The following is a 25,210-nucleotide window of genomic DNA, read 5'->3' as shown; positions in this document are numbered from 1 at the left end:
ATGCACGGTTTTGCCGAACAGGCCGATGCCTTGTTGACCCATTGCGTGCAACTGGCGCGTGGTGACTGTGAACAGACCCTGTGCGACGACTTGCTGCGCGCGGCGCTGGCGGTCAGTGAGTGTGAGCTGGCACAAGTCTACTTGTTCGAGGCACCTGGTCGCGGCCTGTACCGGGCCGGTGAAACGCTGAGCGGGCGCTACACACCCGGCGAAAAGCCAGGTCAGACGCTGAATGATCATGGCTATCCGTTGTTGCAGTTTGTCTTGCAGCAGAACCGTCGATTGAGCCTGACGGACATCGATCCGGGGCTGCACGACACCGGCTTTTTGCCTGGCTCGGCGCCGCCCTGGCAATCGTTGTTGTGCGTGCCACTGCGCAATGCAGTTCCGCACGTGGCGGGCTTGTTGCTGTGTGCCACCGGCCAGCGCCGCGAGCTTCAGGGGCTGGCCGGGCCGCTGGAGCAATTGGGCGCGTTGATGCTTGCCCGCCTGGACATGCTCCAGCACAGTCGACTTTCCAGTGAGACGCCGGCCGCTTGCGCTGCCTTGCCGCAGGCGCAAGGCTATGGACTGATTGGCACCAGCGCTGCCATCGAGCAGACCCGCCAGTTGATCGGGAAGGTGTTGAACAGTGCCTGCACGGTGCTGCTTGAAGGTGAAACCGGCACCGGCAAAGAAGTCGTGGCACGCGCCATTCATGACCATGGGCCGCGGCATGGCCGGCCGTTCGTGGTGCAGAACTGCGCAGCCTTCCCGGAAAGCTTGCTGGAGAGCGAGCTGTTCGGTTATCGCAAGGGGGCTTTTACCGGGGCGGTGAAAGACCGCGCCGGTCTGTTCGATGCGGCCAACGGTGGCACCTTGTTGCTCGACGAGATCGGTGACATGCCGCTGGTACTGCAGGCCAAGCTGCTGCGGGTGTTGCAGGAAGGCGAAATCCGTCCGCTGGGCGCCAACAGCACGCACCGGATCGACGTGCGAATCATCGCCGCCACCCACCGCGACTTGCGTAAGCGGGTCAGCACCGGACGCTTTCGCGAAGACCTGTATTACCGGCTGGCGCAATTCCCCATGCACTTGCCAGCCCTGCGCCATCGCGAAGGCGACATTGCGCTGCTTGCCCGCCATTTTGCTACCCAGGCCAGTGCTGCCCTGCAGCGCCCGCCCGCCCAATGGTCGTCGGGCGCGCTTACCTACCTGAGCGGTCTGGGGCTGCCTGGCAACGTTCGTGAGCTCAAGGCGCTGGTCGAGCGTGCGGTGCTGTTGTGCGAAGACCCGCCACTGCGGGTCGAGCATTTCAGCTGTCACCCCGGCACGTTGCCGATGCCAGGTTCGACCATCCTGCGCGAACGCATGGCGCAGGTCGAACGTGCGCTGCTGATCGAAAGCCTGAACAACAACGGCGGCAACCGCACCCTGACCGCCCGCGAACTGGGGGTTGCCCGGCGCACGCTGCTGTACCGCCTGCAACGCCTGAACATTCAGGCAGGGCAAGGCTATGGCTAGCGGCGCGCACGCGCAAAACAGTCGCGCCGTACATCGCCATACCTCATTTCTCTCTAAAGGAACTCCCCTTATGTGTGCACGCCATTGGCACGCAGCACTGCTGGTCCTGGCCGTTTTCGTCGGCCTGGCCGGTTGCAGCGGCAATTACACCTTCGATGACAACGAGTACCGCCCTTTGGGTGATTCCCAGGCACTCAAGCGCGGCCAGTGAGCCCAAGGAGCAGCATGCAACTGGTTCTGGAAATTCGTGACCCCAGGCAACGCGAGTGGGTAAAAACACCGGGCAAGCGCTTTGCCGAGCATGGCGGTGTCATCGGTCGGCATCCCGCTTGTGACTGGATACTGGCCGACCCGCAACGGTATGTGTCCAAACAGCACGCGCTGATCAGTTATGAGGACGGCAGGTTTCTGCTGACCGACACCAGCCGTAATGGCACGCACGACGGGCTGACCGGGCAGCGCCTGCCCAAGGGCGTGGCGCAACCCATCGAGCAGGGCAGTTGCTACCTGTTCGGTCATCTGCGCATCCATGCCCGGCTGGAAAGTGACCTGCAAATTCAGGATGTACCTGTAGGGCAGCCAACGCAGGCTGGCAGTGTCATTCCTGACAATGCCTTTCTTGAATTCAACCCGCTTGCTAGATGCCCTGAGGAACAGCCTGATCTGTTGGGACGTCTGTTGGCCGTCGAAACATCGCGATTACCCGCGCTGCCGTCCGCGCTGGACGGGACCGGTGTCGATACGGAGAACCTGACCGTACCGCGCTTGATCACTGAAGCACCCGCGGTGACCAATACGCCGGACACTGCTGTTGCCGCCGGCCCCGATGAAACGTTCTGGAAGGGCTTTGCAGCAGCGCTGGGTGTGTCACTCGATGACCTGGCTCTTGCTGAGCGCGAACAACTGGCACTGACCGTGGCAGCGCTGTTGCGCCAGAGCCTGACCGGTCTGCAACACAGCTTACGGATTCGCAATGAACTGAAGAACGAGCTGCGCCTGGGGCTGAGTGACGCCTTTGTCGCCGGCCAGAACCCCCTCAAGCACGATCTGCACAGCACAGGGTTGCTGGCCTTGCTGCGCCGTGAAGGTTCACCTGGCCAGCCCGGTGCCGCGCAGTTGGCCGTAAGCCTGGCGATGCAGACCCTGCAAGCGCATCAGGTGGCGTTGCTCAATGCCAGTCGCACGGTCTTGCGCAGTGCTCTGGAGCAGGTCGCGCCGCAGCGAATGATCCAGCAGATGGAGCGCGACAGCCGACCCTGGCTGACCACCGATGGCCGACGCTGGCGCGCTTATGTGCGCCATCACCAGGGACTCAGCCGCGACGATGACTGGACCGAGCGCTTGCTGGCCCGGGATTTCTCCCGCGCCTACGCCGAACAGGTTCGCCTGATTACGGCCGTGCAAACCGACGCTTTTCATACCGAGTCCCTTCATACCGAACCCCTTCATACCGAACCTAAGGGATAACCGCCATGCTCCGTTCCATGATCCTGCCGCCGCAGCTGATAGTCGCCTGCGCAGCCTTGATGCTGCTGGCCGGCTGTTCTGCGCTATCGCCGTATTCCAGCCTGACCAAGCTGGACCTGACCCTGACCGCCAGTGACCGGCTCAACCCGGACCTGCACGGTCGTCCTTCGCCAATCGTGGTGCGCCTGTTAGAGCTGCGTCATCCGGTCGCATTCGAAACCGCCGACTTCTTCAGCCTCTACGAACGTGCGCGCGACACCTTGACGCCTGATCTGATTGTCAGCGAAGAGCTGGAATTGCGTCCCGGTGAAACCCGAACGCTCAAGCTGCGCATCGAGCAGGGGCGTTATGTCGGCGTGCTGGCAGCCTATCGCGACCTTGGCGAAACGCGCTGGCGGCACGTGCTGACAATCGACAGCGGTGAGCGCACGTATTTCGACCTGACGCTGGATCAGGACGGTATCAGCGTAACCCGCACACCGCTGGGCGGCGAGGAGGGCACGCGATGAACGCACACAAGGTTATCTGGCAAGAAGGCATGCTGCTGCGCCCACAGCATTTGCAGCACAACGATCGCTACTACGACCACCAGCTCAAGACCCGCACGCTGATGCTGGGCGGTCATCAATGGGGCTTCGTCAGCCTGGAGATCGACGAGCAGTTTCTCAACATGGGCAAGCTGGTGATCAGCCAGGCCCGGGGGGTGCTGCCCGACGGCAGCCTGTTCGATCTGGCCGGCGCCCCGGAGCCCTTGAGCCTGGATGTGCCGCCCAATACCACCAATACCGCCGTGTACCTGGCCTTGCCGCTGGTAACCGGCAACCATATCGAGGCCCGACGCCTTGATCAGGCCGAAGTACTGGCGCGCTATACGATGTACCAGACTGAGGTGGCTGACTCCAATGCCGGTGAAGATGCCAGCAGCCAGGTCAATTGTGCCCGGCCCGACCTGCGGCTGATGCTCGGTGAGCAGTCGGGCGATCAGGCCTGGGTCAGGCTCAAGCTCTGCCAGGTGCAAGAGGCCAGCGCCGGTGGAGTCATCACGCTGGCGACAGAATTCGTGCCCAGCTTTGTGCACGTCAAGTCATGCGCCTGGATGCTCTCGTGCCTCAAGGAAGTCATCAGCCTGCTGGCCCACCGTGCCGACACCATTGCCGGGCGGATTCGCTCCAGCGGGACGGTTGGCAGCGCGCAGATCGGCGACTTCATGATGCTGCAACTGATCAATCGCAACGAACTGCTGTTGCGCCATTGCCTGGGCCAGGAGCAGGTCCATCCCGAAGCCTTGTATCGCCTGCTGCTGGGCTTGCAGGGCGAACTGGCGACCTTCGCCAGCGACAGCAAAAGGCCCGGCTTGACCTGCACTTACCAGCACAGCGATCAGGGCGCGAGCCTGCGGCCATTAATGGATGCGATCCGCCAGGTACTGTCGATGGTGCTGGAGCAGCACGCTATCGAACTGCCGCTCGAACTGCGCCAGTACGGGGTGCGCGTGGCGACGCTGCATGACCATACGCTGCTGACCACCTGCAGTTTTGTGCTGGCCGTCAGTGCCCAGTGCGACGCCGAAGAACTGCGTCAGCGTTTGCCTGCGCACCTGAAGGCAGGTGCCGTGGAGCACATCCGCGACCTGGTCAATCTGCACCTGCCGGGTATCCGTCTCAAGCCCTTGCCGGTAGCGCCCCGGCAGATCCCGTTTCACGCCAACAAGACCTATTTCATTCTGGAACCGGCGGCTGAAGACCTGGCGGTGCTGGAGCGTTCCGGCGGTTTTGCCTTTCATCTGGCCGGCGATTTCGCAGGGCTGGAACTGACTTTCTGGGCGATCAGGAACTGAATGATATGAGCAAACAAGACCTTCATCCGCAGGACGACATGACCGTCCTGCTCGACCATGCAGGTGTAGGCCCCGCGCAGGCCCCGCTGACCGATGCCAGTGATGCGCCGCGTTTTGGCCGGCTCGAGGAGCGTATGGTGTTTGCCGCCCGCATGCCGGGCACGCAACATTTCAGCCTGAGCCTGAATGTCCTAGTAGCCGCCGCATCGCCCTTGTTGTCGAGCCTCAGGCATATCAAGTACCAGTCAAACGGGCAGACCATCGGCACGCTCAACACCCAGTTGTGCGAGCAGATCATGCAGTTCGAGCGCCAGGCACTGACCGGTGGAATCGACAGCGATCAGGTGGGGATCGCGCGTTATGTGCTGTGTACGGTACTCGATGAAAGCGTGGTGACTACTTCCTGGGGCGAGCAGAGCGACTGGGCGCAGAACAGCCTGCTGAGCCGCTTTCACAACGAAACCTTCGGTGGCGAGAAGGTCTTCAGCCTGCTTGAGCAACTGTCGAAAAATCCGGTACGACATTTACCGCTTCTGGAGCTGATCTACCTGTGCCTGGCACTGGGTTTTGAAGGCAAGCACCGGCGTGGCAACCGTGGCGCGGCGGAGCTTGAATCGATTCGCGATGCGTTGTACCGGCAGATTCGGCAATTGCGCGGTGACCCCAGCAGTGAACTGTCGCCGCGCTGGCAGGGCCTGGACGACCCGCGTCGTGCAGCGCCGAACATTGTGCCGTGGTGGCTGGTGCTGCTGTTTACCCTGGTGGGCCTGACGATGATGTATTCGGGCTTTGCCTGGGTGCTCGGCGAACAGCGCCAGACCGTTCTGCAACCCTGGCAGCAGCTCGAAACGAGCCTGATTCCTACCCGCTCGTGAGACCTCCTCAATGAAAGTATTGCTAATCAAGACACTGACGCTACTGGGCCAGACCTGGGCCTGGAGCCTGGCGCTGGTATTGGCCGTTGCGGCACTGGTGTGGTGGGTGGGGCCGATGCTGGCCATCAACGACCTGCGCCCATGGGCTGAGGTCGCTGCGCGGCTGATCACACTCAGCGCGCTGTTTCTGCTGTGGGGGCTGAGCATGGTCTTTGCCGGCTGGCGCGCTAACCGTCGGCAGCAGGATCGCAACGAAAACCCGGACAACCATTCGCAGGTGCTGCACGACGAGCGTCTGGACGACGAAGCCAAAAGCCTGCAAACGCGCTTCAACGAGGCGCTACGCACCGTCGCCACCTCCGGGCTGTATCGCGATCACCCGCAGCGGGTACGTGACGAACTGCCCTGGTATTTGCTGATCGGCCCGTCAGGCAGTGGCAAGACCAGCCTGCTGGAATCCTCGGGCCTGGAGTTTCCACTCAATCGTGCTGATCCGGCGCAAACCGGCACGTACATGGCCACCGAGCACTGCGATTGGTATTTTGCCGAGCACGGGGTTTTGCTCGACACCGCCGGACGTTATCTGACCCAGCCCGACCCGGCCCTTGATGCGCATGCCTGGACAACGTTGTTGGGCTTGTTGCGCAAGCGTCGCCGGGCGTTGCCGCTCAACGGTGTGCTGGTCAGTATCCCCGTGCCGTTGCTGCTTGAAGGCCAGGATGCGCAGCGTCTGACACTGGCCAATCACCTGCGTACCCGCCTGCAAGAGTTGTATCGGGTATTGCATGTCCAGGTGCCGGTGTACCTGATCCTGAGCCAGGCCGACCATGTGCCCGGTTTCGATGCGTTTTTCGATGCCTTGAGCCTTGAGCAGAACCGTCAGGTGCTCGGCGTCAGCTTCAGCCGGGAAAAACCGGCCAGCGAGCCCGGTGTGGTACGCCAGGAGTTTGAAGGACTGCTGCGCCACTTCGACGGTCAGCTCATCAATCGCCTGCACCAGCAGCGTGACACCTCCCGACGTAGCCTGATTCTCGATTTTCCGCACCAGATGGGCGTGTTGGGGGAGAGCCTGTGCCAGGTGATCGATACCGTCTTCAACCATCACCGTTACCAGAGTAGCCATCTGCTGCGGGGTTTCTACCTTACCTCGACGCAGCATTGCGAGCGCCAGCCGGGCGATGCTCAGGTTCTGGCGCAGCCCGGGGAGCAGGCCTACACGGCCCCACACTTCAGGAAACGTGCGCGTTTTATTTTCGACGTGTTCAGCAAGGTGATTTTTCCAGAGGCGGGCCTGGTTGGCCTGGACCCTCGCGAACGGCGGCGTATTCACTGGGGGCAGCGTGCGCTATTGATCGGCGGGCTGGCCACTCTGGTGTTGGGTAGCGTGCTGTGGGCCAGCGGCTTTTCCGCCAACCACGAGCGTCTGGAAACGTTGCGGGTACTGGCGGGCGACTGGCAGCAACAGCACAAAACCCTCAACCCCGGCGATGACGCCATGGCATTGCTCAAGGTGCTGGAGATCAGCGGGCAGGCCAGTCAGGTATTCCCGGCAGCGGGTGAGGCAGCCTGGCACGAGCGTAGCGGGCTTTATCAGGGCGCGATCAGTCAGCCAGTATTGCGTGGCGTTTATGAGCGCGAACTGCTTACCCACTTGCTGCCCCAGGTCACGCAGCTGTTAGAAGCCAGAATCGCGGCCAGCCTGCACGACCGCGAGGCACTGCTGGGCAACCTGCGCGCCTACCTGATGCTCAACCTGCAGGCACGCCGCGAGGGTGTGTGGCTCAAGGACTGGCTTGGCGCTGAATGGTCGCGGCTGTATTCGGGTCATGATCAGGTGCAGAACGATCTGAATCGGCACTTCGAGCAATTGCTGAGCCTGTCGTTCAGTCAGCCGCTCAATGAGACGCTGGTGGCACGGGCCCGTCAGACACTGCGCAGCGAATCGCTGGCCAGCGTGGTCTATCGCGCACTGCGTGAACAGGCTCGCAGTCTGCCGGACTACCGCCTCAGCCAGCATCTGGGCCCGCAACGCGAATTGTTTGTCGGCGCCGATCAGGCGATTCCGGGGCTTTATACCCGGCAAGGCTACCGTCAGTTTTTCTCGGTACAAGGCACCGCCAGGGTCAGTGAGCTGCTGCGTGACAACTGGGTTCTGGGCGAAGGTAACGAGATCAGCGGCCGAGACCTGCGCCAATTGTTGGTAGAGCTTGAGCAACTGTACTTTCGTGATTACGCCAGCCACTGGAGCGAAGCGGTCGGGCGCCTTGGGCTATTGCCGTTCGGCGATGCCGGTGAAGGCGCCGACCTTGCCGCCGGGCTGCTGTCATCCAGTTCGCCGGTGGTGCAGCTACTGCTACAGATTCGTGAAAACACGCGATTCCCGTTGCCCTCCGATGCGGTTGACACAAATCTTGAGCCCGGCAATGACAACGTCGCAGTGCTGGGCAAGGCCGCGACAGCGGTGGCCAGTAAGGCCAGCAAGGCCATCGCCTTGCCAGACAATGCACGCCGGGCCATGCAACTGCGTTTTGAGCCGTTGCACCGTTTGCTCGACGACAAGGACGCGCCGAGTGCCGACCTTGCCGTCGCCTTGCAAAACCTGGATGAGGTGCAACAGCAACTGGCCAGCCTGGCGCGGGCCAGCCAGCCCGAGCAGTTCGCTTTCGATATGGCCAAGGCCCGCATGGGCGGCCAGCGCGATGCCTTGAGCCAGTTGCGCAATAGCGCCGCGCGCCTGCCGCGTCCGGTCAGTGGCTGGTTCAACCTGATGGCTGAAGACGCCTGGCGGCTGGTGCTGGGCAATGCCTATCAGCACCTTAACCAGCGTTATCAAAGTGAGTTGCACAGCTTCTACGCCAAAGCCATCGAGCAGCGCTACCCGTTCAACGCGCACAGCGCCAGCGATGTGGCACTCAATGACTTTCGTGAGTTCTTCAAAAGCCAGGGCGTGCTTGAAAGCTTTTTCGAACAACACCTGAAAGCCTTTGTCAGTGGCCATCCGGGCAGCTACCGGCTGCGCAGTATCGATGGTCACAGTCTGCCAATGTCCCGCGTGCTGCTCGACCAGATGAGCGCCGCACACGCGATCCGCCAAGGCTTTTTTGCCGAAGATCCGAGCCAGCCGCAGGTGCGTTTCAAGCTCGAACCCTACAGCCTGGACAGCACGGCCAACCGCACCGAATTCCGCCTGGGCGAGCGTTTGCTCGAGTATCGCCATGGTCCTATCGTGCCCATGACCTTTACCTGGCCCGATGAAGCCGGGCAGGGCGGCGCCAGTCTGGTGGCCGAGCGGCTGGTCGGACGTCCTGTCGGCATCGAGAAAAACCTGGGGCCCTGGTCGTTGTTCCGGCTGCTTGACCTGATGCAGATCGAGCCGCTGAGCGGGCGTGATGTGCTGATACTCAAGGCTGATCTGGGCGGCTTGCGCGTCAATTACCTGTTGACCAGCCAGCGCATGCCCAATCCGTTCGACGTCAGCGCCTTGCGCAGCTTTCGCTTGCCGGCGCAGCTATGACACCGCGTGCCAACGTGTTCAAAAGTGCCGCCGGCAGCGAGTGTGGCAAGGTGCGGGCGCGCAACGAGGACGCCTTTCTCGATGCCCCGCAGCAGGGGCTATGGGCGGTGGCCGATGGCATGGGCGGTCATCACGGCGGACACATCGCCAGCCGGTTGATCGTCGATACCCTGGCCGGGTTGCCGGCCGAACCACGCCTGGACGTGCAACTGGCACAACTGCGTGAGCACATGCAGGTGCTCAATCGCCGCTTGTGTCTTGAGTTGACGCAAAGCCAGGGGCAGCCGCGGCGCATCATCGGCAGCACCCTGGTGGCGCTGTTGCTGCAGGGCGAACAAGGCGCCTGCTGCTGGGCAGGCGATAGCCGTTGCTATTTATGGCGTGGCCGGCGCCTGTATCAACTGACCCGCGATCACTCGCACGCCCGCGCGCTGACCCGCGCGGTGGGTGCCCGTCACCCATTGCAACTGGAACTGCTGCAGTGGCGAGCGCAGCCTGGCGACACGTACCTGCTGTGCAGCGACGGCCTGTATCAGGCACTGGACAGCGAAACGCTGGGCCAGGGCTTGAGCCAGCCGACAGTGGCCGCAGCGTTGGCGTTTTTATTCGCGCGCGCCTTGCAGGGACCGGCGAAAGACAACATCACCTGTGTGGTGGTACGCGCATGAGCCACCTTGTCGATACACCACAAGTGTTGTGCGGCCGGTATCGTCTTGACCGCTTGCTTGGGGTTGGCGGCATGGGCCTGGTATGGCGCGCCCGCGATCTTCTGCATGAGCAGTACGGCAATCCTGCACCGGACATCGCGATCAAGCTGCTTGGTGAAGCCTTTGATCAAGTGCCGGATGCCGGCTCTTTGCTGTACGGCGAATTTGCCCTGACTCGGCATCTGCACCATCCCGGCGTGGTGCGCTGCTACAGCTTTGAAGTCGACACCCGCCGCCCATGCGCGTTCTTCACCATGGAGCTGATGCACGGCCTTACTCTGGATCACTGGCTTTGCGACTGCCCCATGGGCCTGCCGGTGCGGGAGTTGTTCGAAGTGGTGCTGCCGCTGCTTGACGCTTTGTCCCACAGCCATGCCTGCGGCGTTCTGCACGGCGACCTTAAACCAAGCAATGTCATGCTCAGCGAAGAGGGGCTGCGCTTGTTCGATTTTGGCTTGGGCCAGGCGCAACCGGGGATTCTGCCCGGCCTGCCACAACTGCGTCGCGACACGTTCAAGGCCTGGACCCCGGCTTACGCCGCTCCGGAGCTGCACGATGGCGCGCCGTTATCCGAGGCATCGGACCTGTATGCAGTGGCGTGTCTGATTTATGAATTGGCCAGTGGCAAGCACCCGTTCGGGCGCTTGCCCGGCGACCAGGCCCGTGCAGCCGGGCAGGATCGCACACTGCCGATTCCCGGCCGCCTTCCCAGGCACTGCTGGCCAGCCTTGCGTCAGGCCCTGGCTTTCGACCCGGTGTGTCGGCCGAGTGCGGTGCAATTGCGCGATGCATTGCAAACCCGACCTGGCTGGTGGCACAGGATCTTGTCTTGATTCAATTGCTTATCCTGAAGATATTCAGGTGCTGATTAGCTGTCTCTTTGACGTGCTGTTACGAAAAAAGAGCTCGCCATGAGGTGTTTATAGGAAGAAAAGATTACGTCTTTCCGGGAGGCCAGGAACGAAAAGCCCGGCAAGATGCCGGGCTATCAGAAATCATCTAAAAGCTAGTTGCCCAGGAATGCCTTGGTCATCCCAAATGTAATAGCACAGGCCAGGCCGGTCATCGCGATGGCTGTACCCACGCACCATTTCAGCATGCCAAGTTCTGTATTGGCAAGATCCGCCTTGGTGGCAGAATGCTTATCGATAGAATCCACCTTGGCCAGGATCGCAGTGAGCTTTTCTTTGATATCTGGCAGGGTTTTCTCAAGATCGGCAACGCGCTTTTCCATCTCATTTCCCTGCGGGGGCTCAGATCCGCCTCCGCCTTTTCGTGTGTAATCACCAGCCAAGTCAGATGATATTTGCCTGTACTCATCCTTAAGGTAGCTCACTTTATCAGTCATGAGTAGCCTCCTGCTTTTTGTCCTGGATCTCCATTCCACGGAGCAACATACCGATACGCTCATCAAATTTATCAATGGCCTCGAAAATGTTACTCAACTCGTCAAAGGACTTGACTGCCTTGGATCTGCTCTCGCCATCGGGAAGTTCGTGAATGTGTAGTGCCAATGAGTTCATTGATGCACCGAAAAGCGTGAGTGCTGCGGAGCGCAGAGGCTGCACCAAAAGAACCAGGTCCATGCGTGACGCTGGCCCCTCCAGGAATGTTGCAAGCTCGTCGGTTATCTCAATGGGATTATCATCGTCGTCCATGCTACTCAAAGCTCCTGTCACTCATCATCGAGAAGGTAGTTTAAGAGGGAGCGAGAGCCGAGCTTGCGCAAGTCCAAATCCCTGTTGATCCAAAGTATCACCAGATTGACCGCGCACTCTAAACAAACAGTATCGAGTCTTGACTGCTCGGCCATTACGCCGGCAATTGCCCCGCCGGCCCGAAAAACTCGTAATGACTCTGCGCCTCGGGCACGCCCAACGCCTTGAGGTCGCGCCTGACGCTGGCCATGAACCCGACAGGGCCCAGAAAGTAAGCGTCTACATCGCGATTCTGTGGCAGCCAGCTGCCCAGCACTTCCTGATTCAGGCGGCCTTGAGCATCGAAGCGGTCACCGTTTTCAGGCTGGCTGTAGCAGAAGTGGCAGGCCAGTTGCGGGTGCTGGTCTTGCAACGCTTCAAGCCATGGCCGGAAGGCCTGGGCACTGGCATTGCGGGCACTGTGAATGAAGGTGATCGGCCGACCAGTTGGCAGAGCCGCTTCCAGCATCGCCAGTGTCGGGGTGATGCCGACGCCGGCGCTGATCAGCACCAACGGCCGTGTTGATGCCTGCAAGGTAAAATCCCCGGCCGGCGGGAACAGCTCGACACGGTCGCCCACCTGCACGCGGTCATGTAAATGCCTAGACACCACGCCCTGACCATCACGCTTGACGCTGATCCGGTAGCTGCGCCCGTTGGCCTGCGCCGACAACGAATAATTGCGCCGCACTTCCTGGCCATCGATGTCCAGCTTGATACCCAGGTACTGGCCTGGTGCATAGTCGACCACCGCGCCGCCGTCTTCAGGCTCGAAGTAAAACGAGGTGATCTGCGCGCTTTCCTGCTCTTTGTGCGCCACCTTGAACACCCGCGCACCGCGCCAGCCGCCCTTGGCGCTTTCGTTATGCTGATAGGCGGCCTCTTCGGCGCCGATCAGGATGCCGGCCAGTTGGCCGTAGGCCTCGGCCCAGGCGTCGATCACTTCATCGGTGGCGATCTCGGCACCCAGCACTTCACGAATGGCACGCAACAGGCAGGTGCCGACAATCGGGTAGTGCTCGGGCAGAATCTGCAACGCCACGTGCTTGTTGACGATCTGCCCGACCAGTGGCCCCAAGGCCTCAAGGCGGTCGATATTGCGCGCGTACATTAATACCGCATTTGCCAGGGCACGCGGCTGGGCGCCAGTGGCCTGGTTGGCCTGGTTGAACAGCGGCCGCACTTCGGGGTATTCGTCGAGCATCATCTTGTAGAAATGGGTGGTCAACGCTTCGCCACCCGACTCCAGCAGCGGGACAGTGGCCTTGATGATCGCGCGTTGTGGGTCAGTGAACATGGAAGCACTCCTCGGCAGTTAACAGTTGCCTGTACAGAGTCAACTTCCGTGCCAGAGCGTAAAGGCCCGGGAATCAAGGGTTACGCGAAGTCAGTGTCATAAAGACCACAAGGCCTTTGGAGTCGAAATGACTTCGATTGGTCATTTTGACTCCAGTGCTGCGAGCGCCCATCCTCATCTTGAGCGTCGCCCTTATCGTCGTGGCCCTTTAACGCTACGATGCCCGCTCTCCATCCCCTTTGGGCAATCACCCCGGATGTTCGAACTCTCCAGCTACCTGGGCCTGTTCCTTGCCGCCTTCGGCGCCGCAACCTTGTTGCCGATGCAATCGGAAGCCGTGCTGGTCGCCATGTTGCTGTCCGGGCATTACCTGACCTGGCTGCTGTTGCTGGTCGCCACGGCAGGCAACGTGCTGGGCTCGATGCTCAACTGGCTGATGGGCCGTTCGGTCGAGCGCCTGCGCCATAAGCGCTGGTTTCCGGTCAGTGAAAAACGCCTGGACCAGGCCCGTCGGCACTACGCCCGCTACGGCTACTGGTCGCTGCTGTTGAGCTGGGTGCCGGTCATCGGGGATGCGTTTACCGTGGTGGCCGGCGTCATGGGTGAGCCGCTGTGGCGCTTCACCCTGATTGTCACCGTCGCCAAGGGCGTGCGTTATCTGGTGGTGGCGCTGGTCACGCTGCACGTAATTTAGCGCGGTGGCGTCAGCGCAGCGTCAAACCATCCGGTGGCAAGGGCAGGGCGGTCTTGTACAGCACCTGCTTGAGCGCAAAGCTGGAGCGGATATTGGCCACGCCCGGCACTTTGGTCAGGTGCTCAAGAATGAAGCGCTCCAGCGCATGGATGTTCGGCACCAGGATGCGCAGCAGGTAATCGGCGTCCCCGGTCATCAAATAACACTCCATCACCTCCGGGCGTCCGGCCACGGCCGCTTCGAAGCGCTGCAAGGCGCCTTCGTCCTGCTTTTCCAGGCTGACGTGAATGAACACGTTGAGGTCCAGGCCCAGCACTTTCGGGTCGAGCAGGGTGACCTGGCCCTTGATCAGCCCGGCTTCCTGCATCGACTTGACCCGGTTGAAACACGGCGTGGGCGACAGGTTAACCGAGCGGCCCAGCTCGGCATTGGTGATGCTGGCGTCACGCTGCAGGCTGTCGAGCAAGCTGATGTCGGTACGGTCGAGCTTTTTCAAGAGAATAAACCTCTGCGAAATCGTATAGGCGCAGATTTTAATGCTTGAAAAACCTCAAGCGAAAGGTAAAGCAGGAAAAAAACTCTTGCGATGCTTGAATAAAATTCCCCTCTGACAGTAATCAGCCGTTTAGAGGGCAGCATGATCAACGCAAGCAAAACTGACACTGCAGTGCCCATGGACGGCATGCCCGCAACCAGTGGCCCGTGGACCTCGCCGCAAGCCAAGGGTGTGGCGCTGCTGGTGCTGGCGATCCTGATCTGGGGCGCCAACTGGCCCGTGATGAAAACCGGTCTGCAGCACATCACGCCGATCTGGTTCTCGGCTTTGCGCTTTGCCGCTGGCGCCTTGTGCCTGTTCGCCTTGCAACTGGCCACCGGCACGTTGCGCATCCCGACCCGCCGCGATCTGCCGTTGATCCTCAGTGTCGGCCTGTTGCAAATGCTGACGTTCACCGTGCTCGGTGCCATGGCCATGACCGAAGTGCCGGCCGGACGCTCGGCGGTGCTGGCCTACACCACGCCGCTGTGGGTGACGCCGATTGCCGTGACATTTTTTGGTGAGCGCCTGTCCCGGCGCCAGCTGGCCGGCACGCTGCTGGGCGGCATTGGCGTCGGTGTGCTGTTCAACCCACTGACTCTGGACTGGAGCAACACTGCGCTGCTCAAGGCCAACCTGATGTTGATCGGCGCCTCGTTGTGCTGGGCGCTGTGCATCCTGCACTTGCGCCACTCGCGGCCCGAAGCCAGCGCCTATCAACTGGCACCATGGCAGATGCTCACCGCAACTGTGCCGTTGCTGGTGCTGGCCTATAGCGTGGAAGGCGCGTTTACCGGCGACGGTTCCTGGGCGCTGTGGCAGATCATGTTGTTCATGGGCCCGCTGGCTACTGCGTTCTGCTTTTGCGCGGTGAATGCCGCGAGCATGTGGTTGTCCAGCACCAGCATGTCCACCGTCATGCTCGGCGTGCCGGTGGTGGGCTTGCTGATGTCGGTGGTGTTCATGGGCGAGCAACTGACCAGCGCACTGATCGTCGGATTGCTGGCGATTCTCGGCGGCATCCTCATCGTCACAGTCAAGCGCCCTCAGGCGTAGATCACTCAACCTCCGCCAACGGACTCTGTGTCGTACTCACGATCAAGGCCAGCCCAAAACCCGTAGGAGCGAGCGCCAGCTCGCGAAGGCTAAGGTGCAGTCACCGCAAATGTGTTGATTTCACTGGCGCTTTCGCGAGCTGCGCTCACTCCTACATAACTTGTGTCGTACTCAGTATCAAGGCCAGCCAAAAACCCGTAGGAGCGAGCGCAAGCTCGCGAAGGCTAAGGCACATTCACCGCAAATGTGTTGATTTCACTGGCCCTTTCGCGAGCTGCGCTCACTCCTACATAACTTGTGTCGTACTCAGTATCAAGGCCAGACCAGAACCCGTAGGAGCGAGCGCAAGCTCGCGAAGGCGTAGGTGCAGTCACCGCAAATGTGTTGATTTCACTGGCGCTTTCGCGAGCTGCGCTCACTCCTACATAACTTGTGTCGTACTCAGTATCAAGGCCAGCCCAGAACCCGTAGGAGAGAGCGCCAGCTCGCGAAGGCGTAGGTACATTCACCGCAAATGTGTTGATTTCACTGGTGCTTTCGCGAGCTGGCGCTCTCTCCTACGGGCCGGTGTTTGCGGCGCGACAGTGCGGCGAGTGATCCGCTACCGGTTTTGTGCAGTGCGCAGCCCAGCCATTTGGCAGACCAACTATAAATTTCGCTGAATCTATTCATCAGCCTCAGGTCGACTCAAGGGACCGGTTACTGGACAGGCTGCGACACGTATCGCAGCCCGCCGACCCCATGCGCCTCGTGAGCGCACCCTTGAACGGTGATCCTGATGAAAGAAACGCCACAGTCTCCCCCTCTGCAATCTTCCCGTCGCCGCTTCCTGCAGGTCGGTGCCTCGGGCATTGCCGTCGCCGGCATCGGCACTTGGGTGCCGGAGCAAACTGCACAGGCCGCGCAAACGCCGCCCGCCCCTGACAGCAACCACGGCCCAGCCCCCGGCGAGCAGACGATCGTGCTCAAGGTCAACGGCCAGAGCCATCGCCTGAATGTGCCGGCCAACGCGATTCTGCTTGATGTGTTGCGTGACCGCCTGTTACTGACCGGCACCAAGAAAGGCTGCGACCACGGTCAGTGCGGTGCCTGCACCTTGCTGGTCAATGGCGTGGCGATCAATTCGTGCCTGTCGATTGCGGTGCAACACGACGGCGACGAGATCACCACCATCGAAGGGCTCGCCGAAAACGGCAAGCTGCACCCGGTGCAGGAAGCCTTCTGGGAGCACGATGCCTACCAGTGCGGTTACTGCACCTCGGGGCAGATCATGAGCGCGGTGGCGATTCTCAACGACCCGAACATTCCCGCCGATGACGCCAGCGTGCGCGAGGCCATGAGCGGCAATATCTGCCGCTGTGGCGCCTACAAGAACATCCTCGCCGCCGTGCAGTCGGCGCGGGGCAAGCTGGGGAGGGCGGTCTGATGCGCACTTTCGACTATGCCCGCGCCGCCTCGCCGGCCCAGGCCGTGACCGCTGCCGGCGAGCAAAGCGTTTATCTGGCCGGCGGCACCACGCTGCTCGACCTGGTCAAGCTCGATATCATGCAGCCCGCGCAACTGGTGGACATCAATCGCCTGGCGCTCAAGCAGATCGAGCCACTCAGCGACGGTCGCCTGCGCATCGGCACGCTGGTCAGCAATACCGAGCTGGCCAACCATGCCAGTGTGCGTGAGCACTACCCGGTGCTGGCCCAGGCCATTCTGCAGGGTGCCAGCACCGCTTTGCGCAACAAGGCCACCACCGGAGGCAATGTCATGCAGCGAGTGCGTTGCAACTACTTCCGTGATGGTATTTCGGCCTGCAACAAGCGTCAGCCGGGCTCCGGCTGCGCCGCCATCGACGGCTTGAACCGCAGTGTGCACGCGGTGCTGGGCACCAGCGAACACTGCATCGCCAGCCATCCTTCGGACATGTGCGTGGCCATGGCCGCGCTGGGCGCGCAGGTCACGGTGCAGGGCAAGCAAGGCACGCGTGAGATTCCCTTCAGCGATTTTCACCTGCTGCCAGGCGACACGCCATGGCGCGAACACGCGCTGCAACCGGGCGAGTTGATCACTCACGTGACTCTGGATGCACCGCTGGCCGGCAGCCGCTCGGCCTACCTGAAATTGCGCGACCGCACCTCTTACCAGTTCGCTCTTGCTTCAAGCGCGGTCGTGGTGGTACTCGACGGCAAAAAAATCACCGATGCCCGCGTGGCACTCGGCGGCGTCGGTACCAAACCCTGGCGGGCAGTGGAAGCGGAACGTGCGCTGATCGGCCAGACAGCGTCGCTGCAATTGTTTGAAAAAGTCGCGCAAATCGCCTTACAAGGCGCCAAGCCTTACGAGCACAACGCATTCAAGATTCCGCTCGGCCAACAGGTCATCGTTCGCAACCTCCGTGATCTCACGGCCAAGGAGTTGTCATGAGTCAGTCCCCCATTGGTAAAGCCCAGAAGCGTATTGACGGGCGGCTGAAAGTGACCGGCAGTGCGCGCTATGCGGCGGACTATCCGCAGGACGGCATGCTGTTCGCCTACGGTGTCTACAGCACCGTGGCCCGCGGCCGTATTCTGGCGATCGATGACGCCGCCGCGCGGTCGATGCCCGGTGTGGCCGAGATTCTTCATCACGGCAACATCCCGCGCTTGCACCGCACGCCGGAAACCGCGATGAGCTTCGACACCATTCTCAGCGCCAGCAAGACCGATGAGCACCGCCTGCCGTTCGAGGACGATCAGGTTTACTACCCCGGCCAGTTCGTTGCCCTGGTGGTGGCTAACAGTTTCGAGCGGGCCCGCGCTGCCGCCCGTGCAGTGAAGGTGCGGTATGAAGCGCAGGACGCGGTCAAGTCGCTGGAGCAGGGCATGCGTGTGCACGGTGCCAAGGAAGCCGATGGCACGCATAAACGTGGCAAGCCGGATGACGCCTTCAAGGGCGCGGCCAAGCGCATCGACGTGACCTACACCACGCCGGTCGAAACCCATAACCCGATGGAAATGCACGCCACCACGGCGCGTTGGCAGGATGGCCGGCTGTACGTCGAAGAAAGTACCCAGGGCGTGGTCAATCACCGCAACTTTCTGGCCAATGTCTTCGACCTGAATCCTGAACAGGTCGAGGTGCGTGCGCCGTTCATTGGTTCGGGGTTTGGCGGCAAACTGTGGCCATGGCCGCACTCGATTGCAGCCTGCGCGGCGGCCAGGGTTACCGGTCGCCCGGTGCAGTTGATGCTGCCGCGTGCGCAGATGTTCAGCACCGTCGGCCATCGCCCGGAAACCCGCCAGCGTCTGCGCCTGGCCACCGATGCGGCCGGCAAGCTGGTGGCGCTGAGTCACGAGTCGTACAACAGCACCTCGACGGTGGATGTCTACACCGAGACCTGCGGTTCGGTGAGCAAAAGCCTTTATAGCTGCCCTAACGTGCTGGTCAGCCACCACACCAGCCCGGTCAATCGCGGCACGCCCACCTCGATGCGCGCACCGGGTGCTGCGCCGGGGCTGTTTGCCCTGGAGTCGGCCATCGATGAAATGGCCCTGGCCGCCAATGTCGATCCGCTTGAGTTTCGGACCCGCAACCTCGCCAGCCGCGATGAAAGCAGCGACCTGCCGTGGTCGAGCAATCACCTGCCCGAGGCCATCGAAAAGGCCGCCAAGCAGTTTGGCTGGCAGCAGCGCAAGCCGCAGGTCGGCGCCATGCGTGACGGCGACGAGATCATCGGCTACGGCATGGGCGCCTGTAACTGGGAAGCCTTTCAGGTGCCGACCGAAGCGCGGGTCAGCCTGCAGGCCAACGGCACGGCACTGGTGCAATGTGGCGTGCAGGATATCGGCACCGGCACATACACCATCGTCGCCCAGACCATCAGTGAGCTGACCGGCCTGCCAATGGACAAGGTCGAGGTGCAACTGGGCAATTCGTCCTTTGTACCGGGCCCGGTGTCCGGTGGCAGCTGGGTGACCGCCAGCATCATGCCGGCCCTGGCCGGTGCGACTCGCCAGGCGCTGGACAAACTGCGCAGCTATGCGGTCACCGAGAAAGGCTTCTTTGCCGGCGAAAAACCGGAAAGCCTCGAGGTGCAGGACGGTCATCTGGTCAAGGGCGAGCGCCGTATCAGCTTTGCCAAGGTGCTGGAGCAGCAACGCCTGGCCCGCGCCGATGGCACGCACCACAGCGAACAGAAGAATGCCAAGGAATTCTCGTTCCGCTCGTTCGGTGCGCATTTTGTCGAGGTGCGCTGGGACCCGGGCATCTCGCGCCTGCGCGTGTCGCGGGTGGTCAGCGCCATCGATGTCGGCAAGGTGGTCAACCCGCTGGCGGCGCGTAACCAGGTCGAAGGCGCAATTGTCATGGCCATCGGCATGTCGCTGTTCGAGGCCACCGAGTACGACCCGCGTACCGGCCTGGCGGTCAACGACAACTACGCCGAATACGTGGTGCCGGTGCACGCCGACCAGCCTGAAATCGACGTGATCCTGCTTGATTACCCGGACCTCAACCTTAACGAGTTCGGTGCCCGTGGCATTGGCGAGATCGGGATTACCGGGCTGGCCGCCGCCGTGGCCAACGCGGTGTACCACGCCACCGGCAAGCGCATTCGCGATTTGCCGATCACCAAGGAAAAACTCATGGCCGGGGTCTGACGCCGATGAAACAGCTCGACTTGCAAGTCGTGCAACAGGCCCGCGACTGGTTGGCCGCGGGCAAGCCGGTGTGGCTGTGCACCGTGCTCTCGACCTACGGCTCCGCGCCGCGCGGGCCGGGGGCGATGCTGGTGGCGCTGTCCAGCAGCGAGCATCGCGGCTCGCTGTCCGGTGGCTGCATCGAGGAGGATTTTCTCGAGCGGCTGGCGCAGGGATCGTTTGCGCCCACCAATCAGCAGGTGCGTTATGGCGCCGGCGGGCTGGCGCCGAACCTGGCCTTGCCGTGCGGCGGGGTGCTGGATGTGCTGGTCGAGTACCTGACGCCCGGCGACGCGATTCAGGCGCACTTGGCCCAGGTCGAACAGGCCTTGAGCGGTCGCGGGCTGCTCAAGCGCGTGGTCGGGCTGGGGCAGGGCAGCGCGCTGCCGTCGCTGAAGCCTGGCGAAATGGGCCAGGCGCGGATTCAGGTCGACAACGATACCGCGACCATCCGCATCGGCGCCGTGCAACGCCTGCTGCTGGCCGGGTTGTCGCCGGTCGCCGAGTTCTGTGCAGGCTTTGCCCTGAGCATGGGCTATGAAGTCATCGTCTGTGACCCGCGTCCCGAGGTGCTGGCCGGTTTTTCATTACCCGGTGTCGAGGTGTGCCCGGTGCTGCCGGCGGTGTATATCGCCGACGGCGGCTGCCATGCCTCCACGGCGGTGGTGGCGTTGACGCACGACCCGCGCCTCGACGACCTGACCTTGCTCGAAGCGGTGCGCACCGAAGCGTTCTATATCGGCGCCATGGGTTCGCGGCAAACCAGCCACAAGCGCCTGGAGCGGCTGACGCGCATCGGCAATCTGGACGAGACGGCGCTGGCGCGCATTCATGCGCCCATCGGCCTGAATCTGGGCAGCAAGACACCGGCCGAAATCGCTCTGGCGGTGATGGCCGATGTGTTGCGTACCGCCAATGGTGTTGACCGCTTACAGCTCTGAAGCAGCCGCAAGGACGTCCGGTGTGTCGGCATCCAGCAGCACGCCGGGGTCATCCGTCTGCATACGGATGCAGGCTTGCGCATGAGCGGCGATCACTGCCTTGGCGCCTTTGTCGCCGGTCAGGCCTTCGAGCAACGGCCAGAATGCCCGGCCGATGATCACCGGATGGCCTTGTTGTCCGTCATACACCGGCATGACGATGCGCTGCGGGTCGGCATGCGCAGCCAACTGCAATAACGTTTCGCGGCGCAGCCACGGCATGTCGGCGAGCAAAATGGCCACCGCCTGTGCATCCGAATCGCCCAGCGCTGCAATGCCACTCGCCAGGCTGTGGCCCATGCCCAGATCGGCCTGCGGGCTGCGCACCACCGGCACCGTCGCGGCGATGCCCAATGCGTCGATATCGTCGGTGTCGCGCAGCACCACATGCACCTGACTGAACACCTGCAATGCCGTGTCGAGACTGGCCTGCAACACGCTGCGCCCGCACGGCAGGCGTGCCTGACGCTTGTCGCTGCCAAAGCGCCGGCTGCTGCCAGCGGCCAGCAACAGGGCAATCACAGGTGTGGAAGGGATGTCATTGTTCATGATGGAAACGCTCTGAATGGCTGCACCTGTGGCATCTTTGCAGGTCTGAACAAGACTGCACATCCCGAGAGAGTATTGATGAACCCGCACATTCGCCCCGTCGAGCTGGAAAAAGCCTACCGCCTGCTCAACCATGGCCCGACCGTTCTGGTGTCGGCCACTCACGCCGGTGTCGACAACGTCATGGCCGCCGCCTGGGCCTGCGCGCTGGATTTTTCCCCGCCGAAAGTCACCGTGGTGCTCGACAAGATCGCCCATACCCGCCGCCTGGTCGAAGGCAGCGGCTATTTCGCCTTGCAGGTGCCGAACCTTGCACAGTTGCAACTGACCCAGGCCGTGGGCAGCCAGAGCCTGGCCGATGAGCCGGACAAGCTGGCGCGTTGTGGCGTGGACTTGTTGCACATGGAAGGGTTCGACACGCCGCTGGTGTCGGGTTGCTCGGCCTGGCTGATCTGCAAAGTGATCAATGAACCGCACAACCAGCAGGCCTACGACCTGTTCATCGGCGAAGTGGTCGCCGCCTGGGCCGACGACCGCGTGTTCAAGGACGGCCACTGGCAGTTCGAACACGCCGACCCGCAATGGCGCAGCCTGCACTACATTGCGGGCGGGCATTACTACGCCATTGGCGACGCGGCTATCGTCAGGGCTGAATGAACGCGCAGGACCTCGTAGGGGCTCGTAGGAGCTGCTTTAGCTGCGAAGGGCAACACCATAGATTTATGTCGCCTGCTTCCCGACTAAAGTCGGTCCTACGGTCCTGCGAAGCGGCAACCCGGGTTGCTTGTCAGTTGCGGTCCAGCCATACGGTCTGGGCGTTGCAGAACTCGCGCACGCCAAAGTGCGACAGCTCGCGGCCGAAACCGCTCTTCTTCACCCCGCCAAAGGTTACCCGTGGGTCGGAAGCGCTGTAGCCGTTGATAAACACACCACCGGTTTCCAGTTGCTCGGTCAGTTGCTCGGCACGTGCTACATCAGCGGTGTAGATCGTCGCGGTCAAACCGAACTCGCTGTCGTTGGCCAGCTCCAGTGCATGCTGGGCGTCGCGGGCGGTGATGATCGACGCCACCGGCCCGAACAGTTCCTGGCGGAACGAGGTCATCGTGTCGGTCACATCGCCCAGCACGGTCGGGGAGTAGAAGTTGCCGCTCCCGTCAGCCTTGCTGCCGCCCAGCAGCAGGGTCGCGCCTTCGCTCAAGGTGGCCTGCACTTGTTGGTCCAGTTCGTCACGCAGGTCGAAACGCGCCATCGGGCCGATATAGGTCGCGTCGCTCAATGGATCCCCGACCACCAGTTGCTGCGTCGCTTCGACAAAGCGCCGGGTAAATTCCTCGACCACGCCTTGTTCGATGATCAAGCGCTTGGCCGCCGCGCAGACCTGGCCGGTGTTCTGGTAGCGGCCGATGACGGCTGCCTTCACGGCTGCGTCCAGGTCGGCATCGTTGAGCACGATGAACGGGTCGGAGCCGCCCAGTTCCAGCACACATTTCTTCAGTGCGGCACCGGCCTGCGAGCCGATGGCGATGCCGGCGCGCACGCTGCCGGTCAGGGTCACGGCGGCGATGCGCGGGTCGGCAATGGCGCTGGATACGCCGTCCGGCGTGACGTTGATCACCTCGAACACGCCGTCGGCAAAGCCGGCTTCCTGCAAGGCATCACGCAGCAGGTAGGCGCAGCCCATGATGTTCGGCGCATGCTTGAGCACATAGGTATTGCCGGCCAGCAAGGTCGGCACCGCGCCGCGCAGCACCTGCCAGAACGGGAAGTTCCACGGCATCACCGCCAGCACCGGGCCCAGTGGCCGGTATTCGATCCGCGCCTTGCCGCCGGGCACTTGAGTCGGTTCCGGGGCCAGCATGGCCGGGCCGAATTCGGCGTACCACTCGCACAACTGCGCGCACTTCTCGATCTCGCCACGCGCCTGGGTGGCCGGCTTGCCCATTTCCAGAGTGGCCATGCGTGCCATCTCATCGGCCTTGCTGCGCAGCACTTTTGCCAGCGCCTGGATCAGTTCGACTCGTTGCGCCAGGGGTTTGCGTTTCCATACGCCAAAACCTGCCGCTGCCCGCGACAGCGCAGCGTCCAGTGCTGCGTCGGTTTCATAGGGATAGGCACCGATCTGCTCGCCGTTGGCGGGGTTGATCGAAATCGCGTGGGTCTGGCTGGAAACGCTGGTCATGGCCGCCTCATCATCGTGTCACAAGTGAAAGTGCGATCAGATTAGGGCCATGCTAGAGTCTTGAAAACTGAATAATACTGAGCAACTCGTTCACGTTTGGAGAATGATGTGGATCTGGTCCAACTGGAAATCTTCAAGGCTGTTGCCGAACACGGCAGCATCAGCGCCGCCGCCCAGCACATTCATCGGGTGCCCTCGAACCTCACCACGCGCATCAAGCAGCTTGAAGAGGATCTGGGCGTCGAGCTGTTCATTCGCGAAAAACACCGGCTGCGCCTGTCACCGGCGGGCTGGAATTTTCTCGATTACACCCGGCGCATTCTCGATCTGGTCGACGAGGCGCGCATGGCCGTGGCGGGCGATGAACCGCGTGGCCCGCTGGCGCTCGGTTCGCTGGAAAGTACCGCAGCGGTGCGTATTCCAGCCTTGCTGGCCGGCTATAACCAGGCCTATCCCAAGGTCGAACTGGCGCTGTCGACCGGCTCGTCGGGGACCATGATCGACGGCGTACTGGCCGGGCACCTGGCGGCGGCATTCGTCGATGGTCCGGTGCTGCATCCGGCGCTGGAAGGGGTGGCGGTGTTCGAGGAAGAAATGGTCGTGATCGCGCCGCTCAACCACGCCCCGATCGACACCGGCAGCGACGTCAACGGCGAACACATCTACGCCTTTCGCGCCAATTGCTCGTATCGCCACCATTTTGAAAGCTGGTTCAGCCACAACGCCGCCGTGCCGGGCAAGATCTCCGAAATGGAGTCCTACCACGGCATGCTCGCCTGCGTCAGCGCCGGTGCGGGCCTGGCCCTGATGCCGCGCAGCATGCTCGAAAGCATGCCCGGCTGCAGCACCGTCAGCGTCTGGCCGCTGTCCGAGCAGTTTCGTTATTTGCAGACCTGGCTGGTATGGCGCAAGGGCACGGTGTCACGCAGCCTGGCCAGCTTTATCGAGAGGCTGGAACAGCGCGTATAGGAGGCAGCAATTGTCTTTGCCCATGCCGGCCTCTTCGCGAGCAGAGCTCCCTCCCACAGGTCATGTGCCTGCCGCCGAATGGGTGGTTAACACCAAGCCTGTGGGAGGCAGCTCTGCTGTGGGCGGCACTCCGGCGAAGGCTGACGGCAAGCCACAGTATCGTTCAGACAAAGCGCCCATAGCGGCCGTTTGAGTACAGCAATGGTTCGCGGTCCGAGTACCAGCAATGCTCGACACGGCCGATCACCACCAGGTGCGAGCCCACGTGCGACAGCTCGGTCACCGTGCAGTCGAACCCGGCGCTGCTGGCGTCCAGGGCCGGGTTGCCGCTGGGCAGACGTTGCCAGGGATGCCTGGCAAAACGCTCCTCGGGCGGCAGGCCGCCGGCAAAATCGCTGGACAATTGCACGGCATCGGCTTGCAGCACATTGACGCAAAAGCGCCTGTGCTCAAGCAGATGCCGATAAATGCTTGCGCCGCTGTTCACCGCGATCAGCACGGTGGGCGGGTCGGCCGTCACCGAGCTGAACGCGGTGGCGGTCAGCCCGAAGTCACCCTCGGGCCCGCCACAGGTAATGATATTCACCGAGGCAGCGGTATTGCGCATGGCCAGCTTGAAAGCCGCCGCGTCGAAGGCCGGGGCCAGGGGTTGTTCGACAACAAGAACAGTCATGAAAGACTCAC

The 25,210-nt window shown here is 62.1% G+C and carries 24 protein-coding genes; 17 read left to right on the top strand and 7 right to left on the bottom strand.

Annotated elements, in window-relative coordinates:
* The 9 genes from ACYAS9_RS14360 (at position 1) to ACYAS9_RS14320 (ending at position 10,736) form a co-directional block, all read left to right on the top strand.
* Positions 1 to 1,503, top strand: coding sequence for a sigma-54 interaction domain-containing protein (locus ACYAS9_RS14360; protein WP_463569032.1), 1,503 nt, complete (start codon positions 1 to 3; stop codon positions 1,501 to 1,503).
* A 70-nt stretch (positions 1,504 to 1,573) separates the two neighbouring features.
* Positions 1,574 to 1,714, top strand: coding sequence for a type VI secretion protein (locus ACYAS9_RS14355; RefSeq protein ID WP_463568974.1), 141 nt, complete (start codon positions 1,574 to 1,576; stop codon positions 1,712 to 1,714).
* A 14-nt stretch (positions 1,715 to 1,728) separates the two neighbouring features.
* A complete protein-coding gene (gene tagH, locus ACYAS9_RS14350) occupies positions 1,729 to 2,970 on the top strand; it encodes a type VI secretion system-associated FHA domain protein TagH (RefSeq protein ID WP_463568973.1) in 1,242 nt (413 codons plus the stop codon).
* 5 nt (positions 2,971 to 2,975) lie between these two features.
* Positions 2,976 to 3,479 (top strand): type VI secretion system lipoprotein TssJ, encoded by a 504-nt coding sequence (gene tssJ / locus ACYAS9_RS14345; protein ID WP_463568972.1) that lies wholly within the window; start codon positions 2,976 to 2,978, stop codon positions 3,477 to 3,479.
* The gene (tssK, locus tag ACYAS9_RS14340; protein WP_463568971.1) at positions 3,476 to 4,807 is read left to right on the top strand and encodes a type VI secretion system baseplate subunit TssK; all 1,332 of its coding nucleotides are present in this window, start codon (positions 3,476 to 3,478) and stop codon (positions 4,805 to 4,807) included. Before tssJ ends, tssK begins: the two co-directional genes overlap by 4 nt.
* 5 nt (positions 4,808 to 4,812) lie before the next feature.
* Positions 4,813 to 5,682, top strand: a complete 870-nt coding sequence (icmH, locus tag ACYAS9_RS14335) for a type IVB secretion system protein IcmH/DotU (RefSeq protein WP_463568970.1) — start codon at positions 4,813 to 4,815, stop codon at positions 5,680 to 5,682.
* Between the two features lie 10 nt (positions 5,683 to 5,692).
* Entirely contained in the window at positions 5,693 to 9,196 is a 3,504-nt protein-coding gene (tssM, locus tag ACYAS9_RS14330; RefSeq protein ID WP_463568969.1) for a type VI secretion system membrane subunit TssM, read from the top strand.
* Entirely contained in the window at positions 9,193 to 9,864 is a 672-nt protein-coding gene (locus tag ACYAS9_RS14325) for a PP2C family protein-serine/threonine phosphatase (RefSeq protein ID WP_463568968.1), read from the top strand. Before tssM ends, ACYAS9_RS14325 begins: the two co-directional genes overlap by 4 nt.
* On the top strand, positions 9,861 to 10,736 hold the full coding sequence (locus ACYAS9_RS14320; protein ID WP_463568967.1) for a serine/threonine-protein kinase: 876 nt from the start codon (positions 9,861 to 9,863) through the stop codon (positions 10,734 to 10,736). Before ACYAS9_RS14325 ends, ACYAS9_RS14320 begins: the two co-directional genes overlap by 4 nt.
* A 173-nt stretch (positions 10,737 to 10,909) precedes the next feature.
* Here ACYAS9_RS14320 and ACYAS9_RS14315 read toward each other — a convergent pair whose 3' ends face one another.
* The 3 genes from ACYAS9_RS14315 to hmpA all read right to left on the bottom strand — a co-directional run bounded on the left by ACYAS9_RS14315 (position 10,910) and on the right by hmpA (position 12,897).
* The gene (locus ACYAS9_RS14315) at positions 10,910 to 11,251 is read right to left on the bottom strand and encodes a hypothetical protein (protein WP_463568966.1); all 342 of its coding nucleotides are present in this window, start codon (positions 11,249 to 11,251) and stop codon (positions 10,910 to 10,912) included.
* Positions 11,244 to 11,561: a hypothetical protein gene (locus ACYAS9_RS14310; RefSeq protein WP_463568965.1), complete on the bottom strand. Its 318-nt coding sequence runs from the start codon at positions 11,559 to 11,561 to the stop codon at positions 11,244 to 11,246. The genes ACYAS9_RS14315 and ACYAS9_RS14310 overlap by 8 nt, the downstream gene beginning before the upstream one ends.
* 154 nt (positions 11,562 to 11,715) lie before the next feature.
* Positions 11,716 to 12,897: an NO-inducible flavohemoprotein gene (hmpA, locus tag ACYAS9_RS14305; RefSeq protein WP_463568964.1), complete on the bottom strand. Its 1,182-nt coding sequence runs from the start codon at positions 12,895 to 12,897 to the stop codon at positions 11,716 to 11,718.
* 256 nt (positions 12,898 to 13,153) lie between these two features.
* On the opposite strand from hmpA, the gene ACYAS9_RS14300 reads away from it, so the two are divergent.
* Positions 13,154 to 13,591, top strand: a complete 438-nt coding sequence (locus ACYAS9_RS14300; protein WP_463568963.1) for a YqaA family protein — start codon at positions 13,154 to 13,156, stop codon at positions 13,589 to 13,591.
* Between the two features lie 10 nt (positions 13,592 to 13,601).
* On the opposite strand, the gene ACYAS9_RS14295 is transcribed toward ACYAS9_RS14300, so the two are convergent.
* Positions 13,602 to 14,087, bottom strand: coding sequence for an Lrp/AsnC family transcriptional regulator (locus ACYAS9_RS14295; protein ID WP_459744695.1), 486 nt, complete (start codon positions 14,085 to 14,087; stop codon positions 13,602 to 13,604).
* Between the two features lie 141 nt (positions 14,088 to 14,228).
* Here ACYAS9_RS14295 and ACYAS9_RS14290 point away from each other — a divergent pair, with 141 nt between their 5' ends.
* From ACYAS9_RS14290 to ACYAS9_RS14270, 5 genes are all read left to right on the top strand, one after another.
* Positions 14,229 to 15,182 carry a DMT family transporter gene (locus ACYAS9_RS14290; protein WP_463568962.1) on the top strand — a complete coding sequence of 318 codons (954 nt, stop codon included), beginning with the start codon at positions 14,229 to 14,231 and terminating at the stop codon, positions 15,180 to 15,182.
* Positions 15,183 to 15,960: 778 nt separating this feature from the next.
* Positions 15,961 to 16,608, top strand: a complete 648-nt coding sequence (locus tag ACYAS9_RS14285) for a (2Fe-2S)-binding protein (RefSeq protein ID WP_463568961.1) — start codon at positions 15,961 to 15,963, stop codon at positions 16,606 to 16,608.
* Entirely contained in the window at positions 16,608 to 17,597 is a 990-nt protein-coding gene (locus tag ACYAS9_RS14280; protein ID WP_463568960.1) for an FAD binding domain-containing protein, read from the top strand. Before ACYAS9_RS14285 ends, ACYAS9_RS14280 begins: the two co-directional genes overlap by 1 nt.
* Positions 17,594 to 19,810, top strand: coding sequence for a xanthine dehydrogenase family protein molybdopterin-binding subunit (locus tag ACYAS9_RS14275; protein WP_463568959.1), 2,217 nt, complete (start codon positions 17,594 to 17,596; stop codon positions 19,808 to 19,810). The genes ACYAS9_RS14280 and ACYAS9_RS14275 overlap by 4 nt, the downstream gene beginning before the upstream one ends.
* Before the next feature lie 5 nt (positions 19,811 to 19,815).
* Entirely contained in the window at positions 19,816 to 20,790 is a 975-nt protein-coding gene (locus ACYAS9_RS14270) for an XdhC family protein (protein ID WP_463568958.1), read from the top strand.
* Here the strand turns inward: ACYAS9_RS14270 and ACYAS9_RS14265 are convergent.
* Entirely contained in the window at positions 20,779 to 21,378 is a 600-nt protein-coding gene (locus ACYAS9_RS14265) for a nucleotidyltransferase family protein (RefSeq protein ID WP_463568957.1), read from the bottom strand. The two genes, ACYAS9_RS14270 and ACYAS9_RS14265, sit on opposite strands and share 12 nt — an antisense overlap.
* A 78-nt stretch (positions 21,379 to 21,456) precedes the next feature.
* Between ACYAS9_RS14265 and ACYAS9_RS14260 the strand changes: the two genes are divergently transcribed.
* Entirely contained in the window at positions 21,457 to 22,035 is a 579-nt protein-coding gene (locus tag ACYAS9_RS14260; protein WP_463568956.1) for a flavin reductase family protein, read from the top strand.
* Between the two features lie 130 nt (positions 22,036 to 22,165).
* On the opposite strand, the gene ACYAS9_RS14255 is transcribed toward ACYAS9_RS14260, so the two are convergent.
* Positions 22,166 to 23,557, bottom strand: coding sequence for an aldehyde dehydrogenase family protein (locus ACYAS9_RS14255; protein ID WP_463568955.1), 1,392 nt, complete (start codon positions 23,555 to 23,557; stop codon positions 22,166 to 22,168).
* A gap of 108 nt (positions 23,558 to 23,665) precedes the next feature.
* Between ACYAS9_RS14255 and ptrR the strand changes: the two genes are divergently transcribed.
* Positions 23,666 to 24,526 (top strand): putrescine utilization regulator PtrR, encoded by an 861-nt coding sequence (gene ptrR, locus ACYAS9_RS14250; RefSeq protein WP_459744680.1) that lies wholly within the window; start codon positions 23,666 to 23,668, stop codon positions 24,524 to 24,526.
* Between the two features lie 163 nt (positions 24,527 to 24,689).
* Here ptrR and ACYAS9_RS14245 read toward each other — a convergent pair whose 3' ends face one another.
* Positions 24,690 to 25,199 (bottom strand): flavin reductase family protein, encoded by a 510-nt coding sequence (locus ACYAS9_RS14245; RefSeq protein WP_463568954.1) that lies wholly within the window; start codon positions 25,197 to 25,199, stop codon positions 24,690 to 24,692.
* Between the last annotated feature and the right edge of the window lie 11 nt (positions 25,200 to 25,210).

The organism is Pseudomonas sp. HP_08, from assembly GCF_055284095.1.
This window is presented reverse-complemented; position numbering and strand designations above follow the sequence as displayed.

Excerpts from the sequence above, each read along its gene's own strand:
- tssM (WP_463568969.1), top strand. The coding sequence starts at position 5,693 with ATGAAAGTATTGCTAATCAAGACACTGACGCTACTGGGCCAGACCTGG.
- tssJ (WP_463568972.1), top strand. The coding sequence starts at position 2,976 with ATGCTCCGTTCCATGATCCTGCCGCCGCAGCTGATAGTCGCCTGCGCA.
- ACYAS9_RS14360 (WP_463569032.1), top strand. The coding sequence starts at position 1 with ATGCACGGTTTTGCCGAACAGGCCGATGCCTTGTTGACCCATTGCGTG.
- ACYAS9_RS14280 (WP_463568960.1), top strand. The coding sequence starts at position 16,608 with ATGCGCACTTTCGACTATGCCCGCGCCGCCTCGCCGGCCCAGGCCGTG.
- ACYAS9_RS14300 (WP_463568963.1), top strand. The coding sequence starts at position 13,154 with ATGTTCGAACTCTCCAGCTACCTGGGCCTGTTCCTTGCCGCCTTCGGC.
- ACYAS9_RS14275 (WP_463568959.1), top strand. The coding sequence starts at position 17,594 with ATGAGTCAGTCCCCCATTGGTAAAGCCCAGAAGCGTATTGACGGGCGG.
- ACYAS9_RS14265 (WP_463568957.1), bottom strand. The coding sequence starts at position 21,378 with ATGAACAATGACATCCCTTCCACACCTGTGATTGCCCTGTTGCTGGCC.
- hmpA (WP_463568964.1), bottom strand. The coding sequence starts at position 12,897 with ATGTTCACTGACCCACAACGCGCGATCATCAAGGCCACTGTCCCGCTG.
- ACYAS9_RS14285 (WP_463568961.1), top strand. The coding sequence starts at position 15,961 with ATGAAAGAAACGCCACAGTCTCCCCCTCTGCAATCTTCCCGTCGCCGC.
- ACYAS9_RS14355 (WP_463568974.1), top strand. The coding sequence starts at position 1,574 with ATGTGTGCACGCCATTGGCACGCAGCACTGCTGGTCCTGGCCGTTTTC.
- ACYAS9_RS14290 (WP_463568962.1), top strand. The coding sequence starts at position 14,229 with ATGATCAACGCAAGCAAAACTGACACTGCAGTGCCCATGGACGGCATG.
- ACYAS9_RS14255 (WP_463568955.1), bottom strand. The coding sequence starts at position 23,557 with ATGACCAGCGTTTCCAGCCAGACCCACGCGATTTCGATCAACCCCGCC.
- icmH (WP_463568970.1), top strand. The coding sequence starts at position 4,813 with ATGAGCAAACAAGACCTTCATCCGCAGGACGACATGACCGTCCTGCTC.
- ACYAS9_RS14320 (WP_463568967.1), top strand. The coding sequence starts at position 9,861 with ATGAGCCACCTTGTCGATACACCACAAGTGTTGTGCGGCCGGTATCGT.
- ACYAS9_RS14260 (WP_463568956.1), top strand. The coding sequence starts at position 21,457 with ATGAACCCGCACATTCGCCCCGTCGAGCTGGAAAAAGCCTACCGCCTG.
- ACYAS9_RS14315 (WP_463568966.1), bottom strand. The coding sequence starts at position 11,251 with ATGACTGATAAAGTGAGCTACCTTAAGGATGAGTACAGGCAAATATCA.
- tagH (WP_463568973.1), top strand. The coding sequence starts at position 1,729 with ATGCAACTGGTTCTGGAAATTCGTGACCCCAGGCAACGCGAGTGGGTA.
- ACYAS9_RS14270 (WP_463568958.1), top strand. The coding sequence starts at position 19,816 with ATGAAACAGCTCGACTTGCAAGTCGTGCAACAGGCCCGCGACTGGTTG.
- ACYAS9_RS14245 (WP_463568954.1), bottom strand. The coding sequence starts at position 25,199 with ATGACTGTTCTTGTTGTCGAACAACCCCTGGCCCCGGCCTTCGACGCG.
- ACYAS9_RS14325 (WP_463568968.1), top strand. The coding sequence starts at position 9,193 with ATGACACCGCGTGCCAACGTGTTCAAAAGTGCCGCCGGCAGCGAGTGT.
- tssK (WP_463568971.1), top strand. The coding sequence starts at position 3,476 with ATGAACGCACACAAGGTTATCTGGCAAGAAGGCATGCTGCTGCGCCCA.
- ACYAS9_RS14310 (WP_463568965.1), bottom strand. The coding sequence starts at position 11,561 with ATGGACGACGATGATAATCCCATTGAGATAACCGACGAGCTTGCAACA.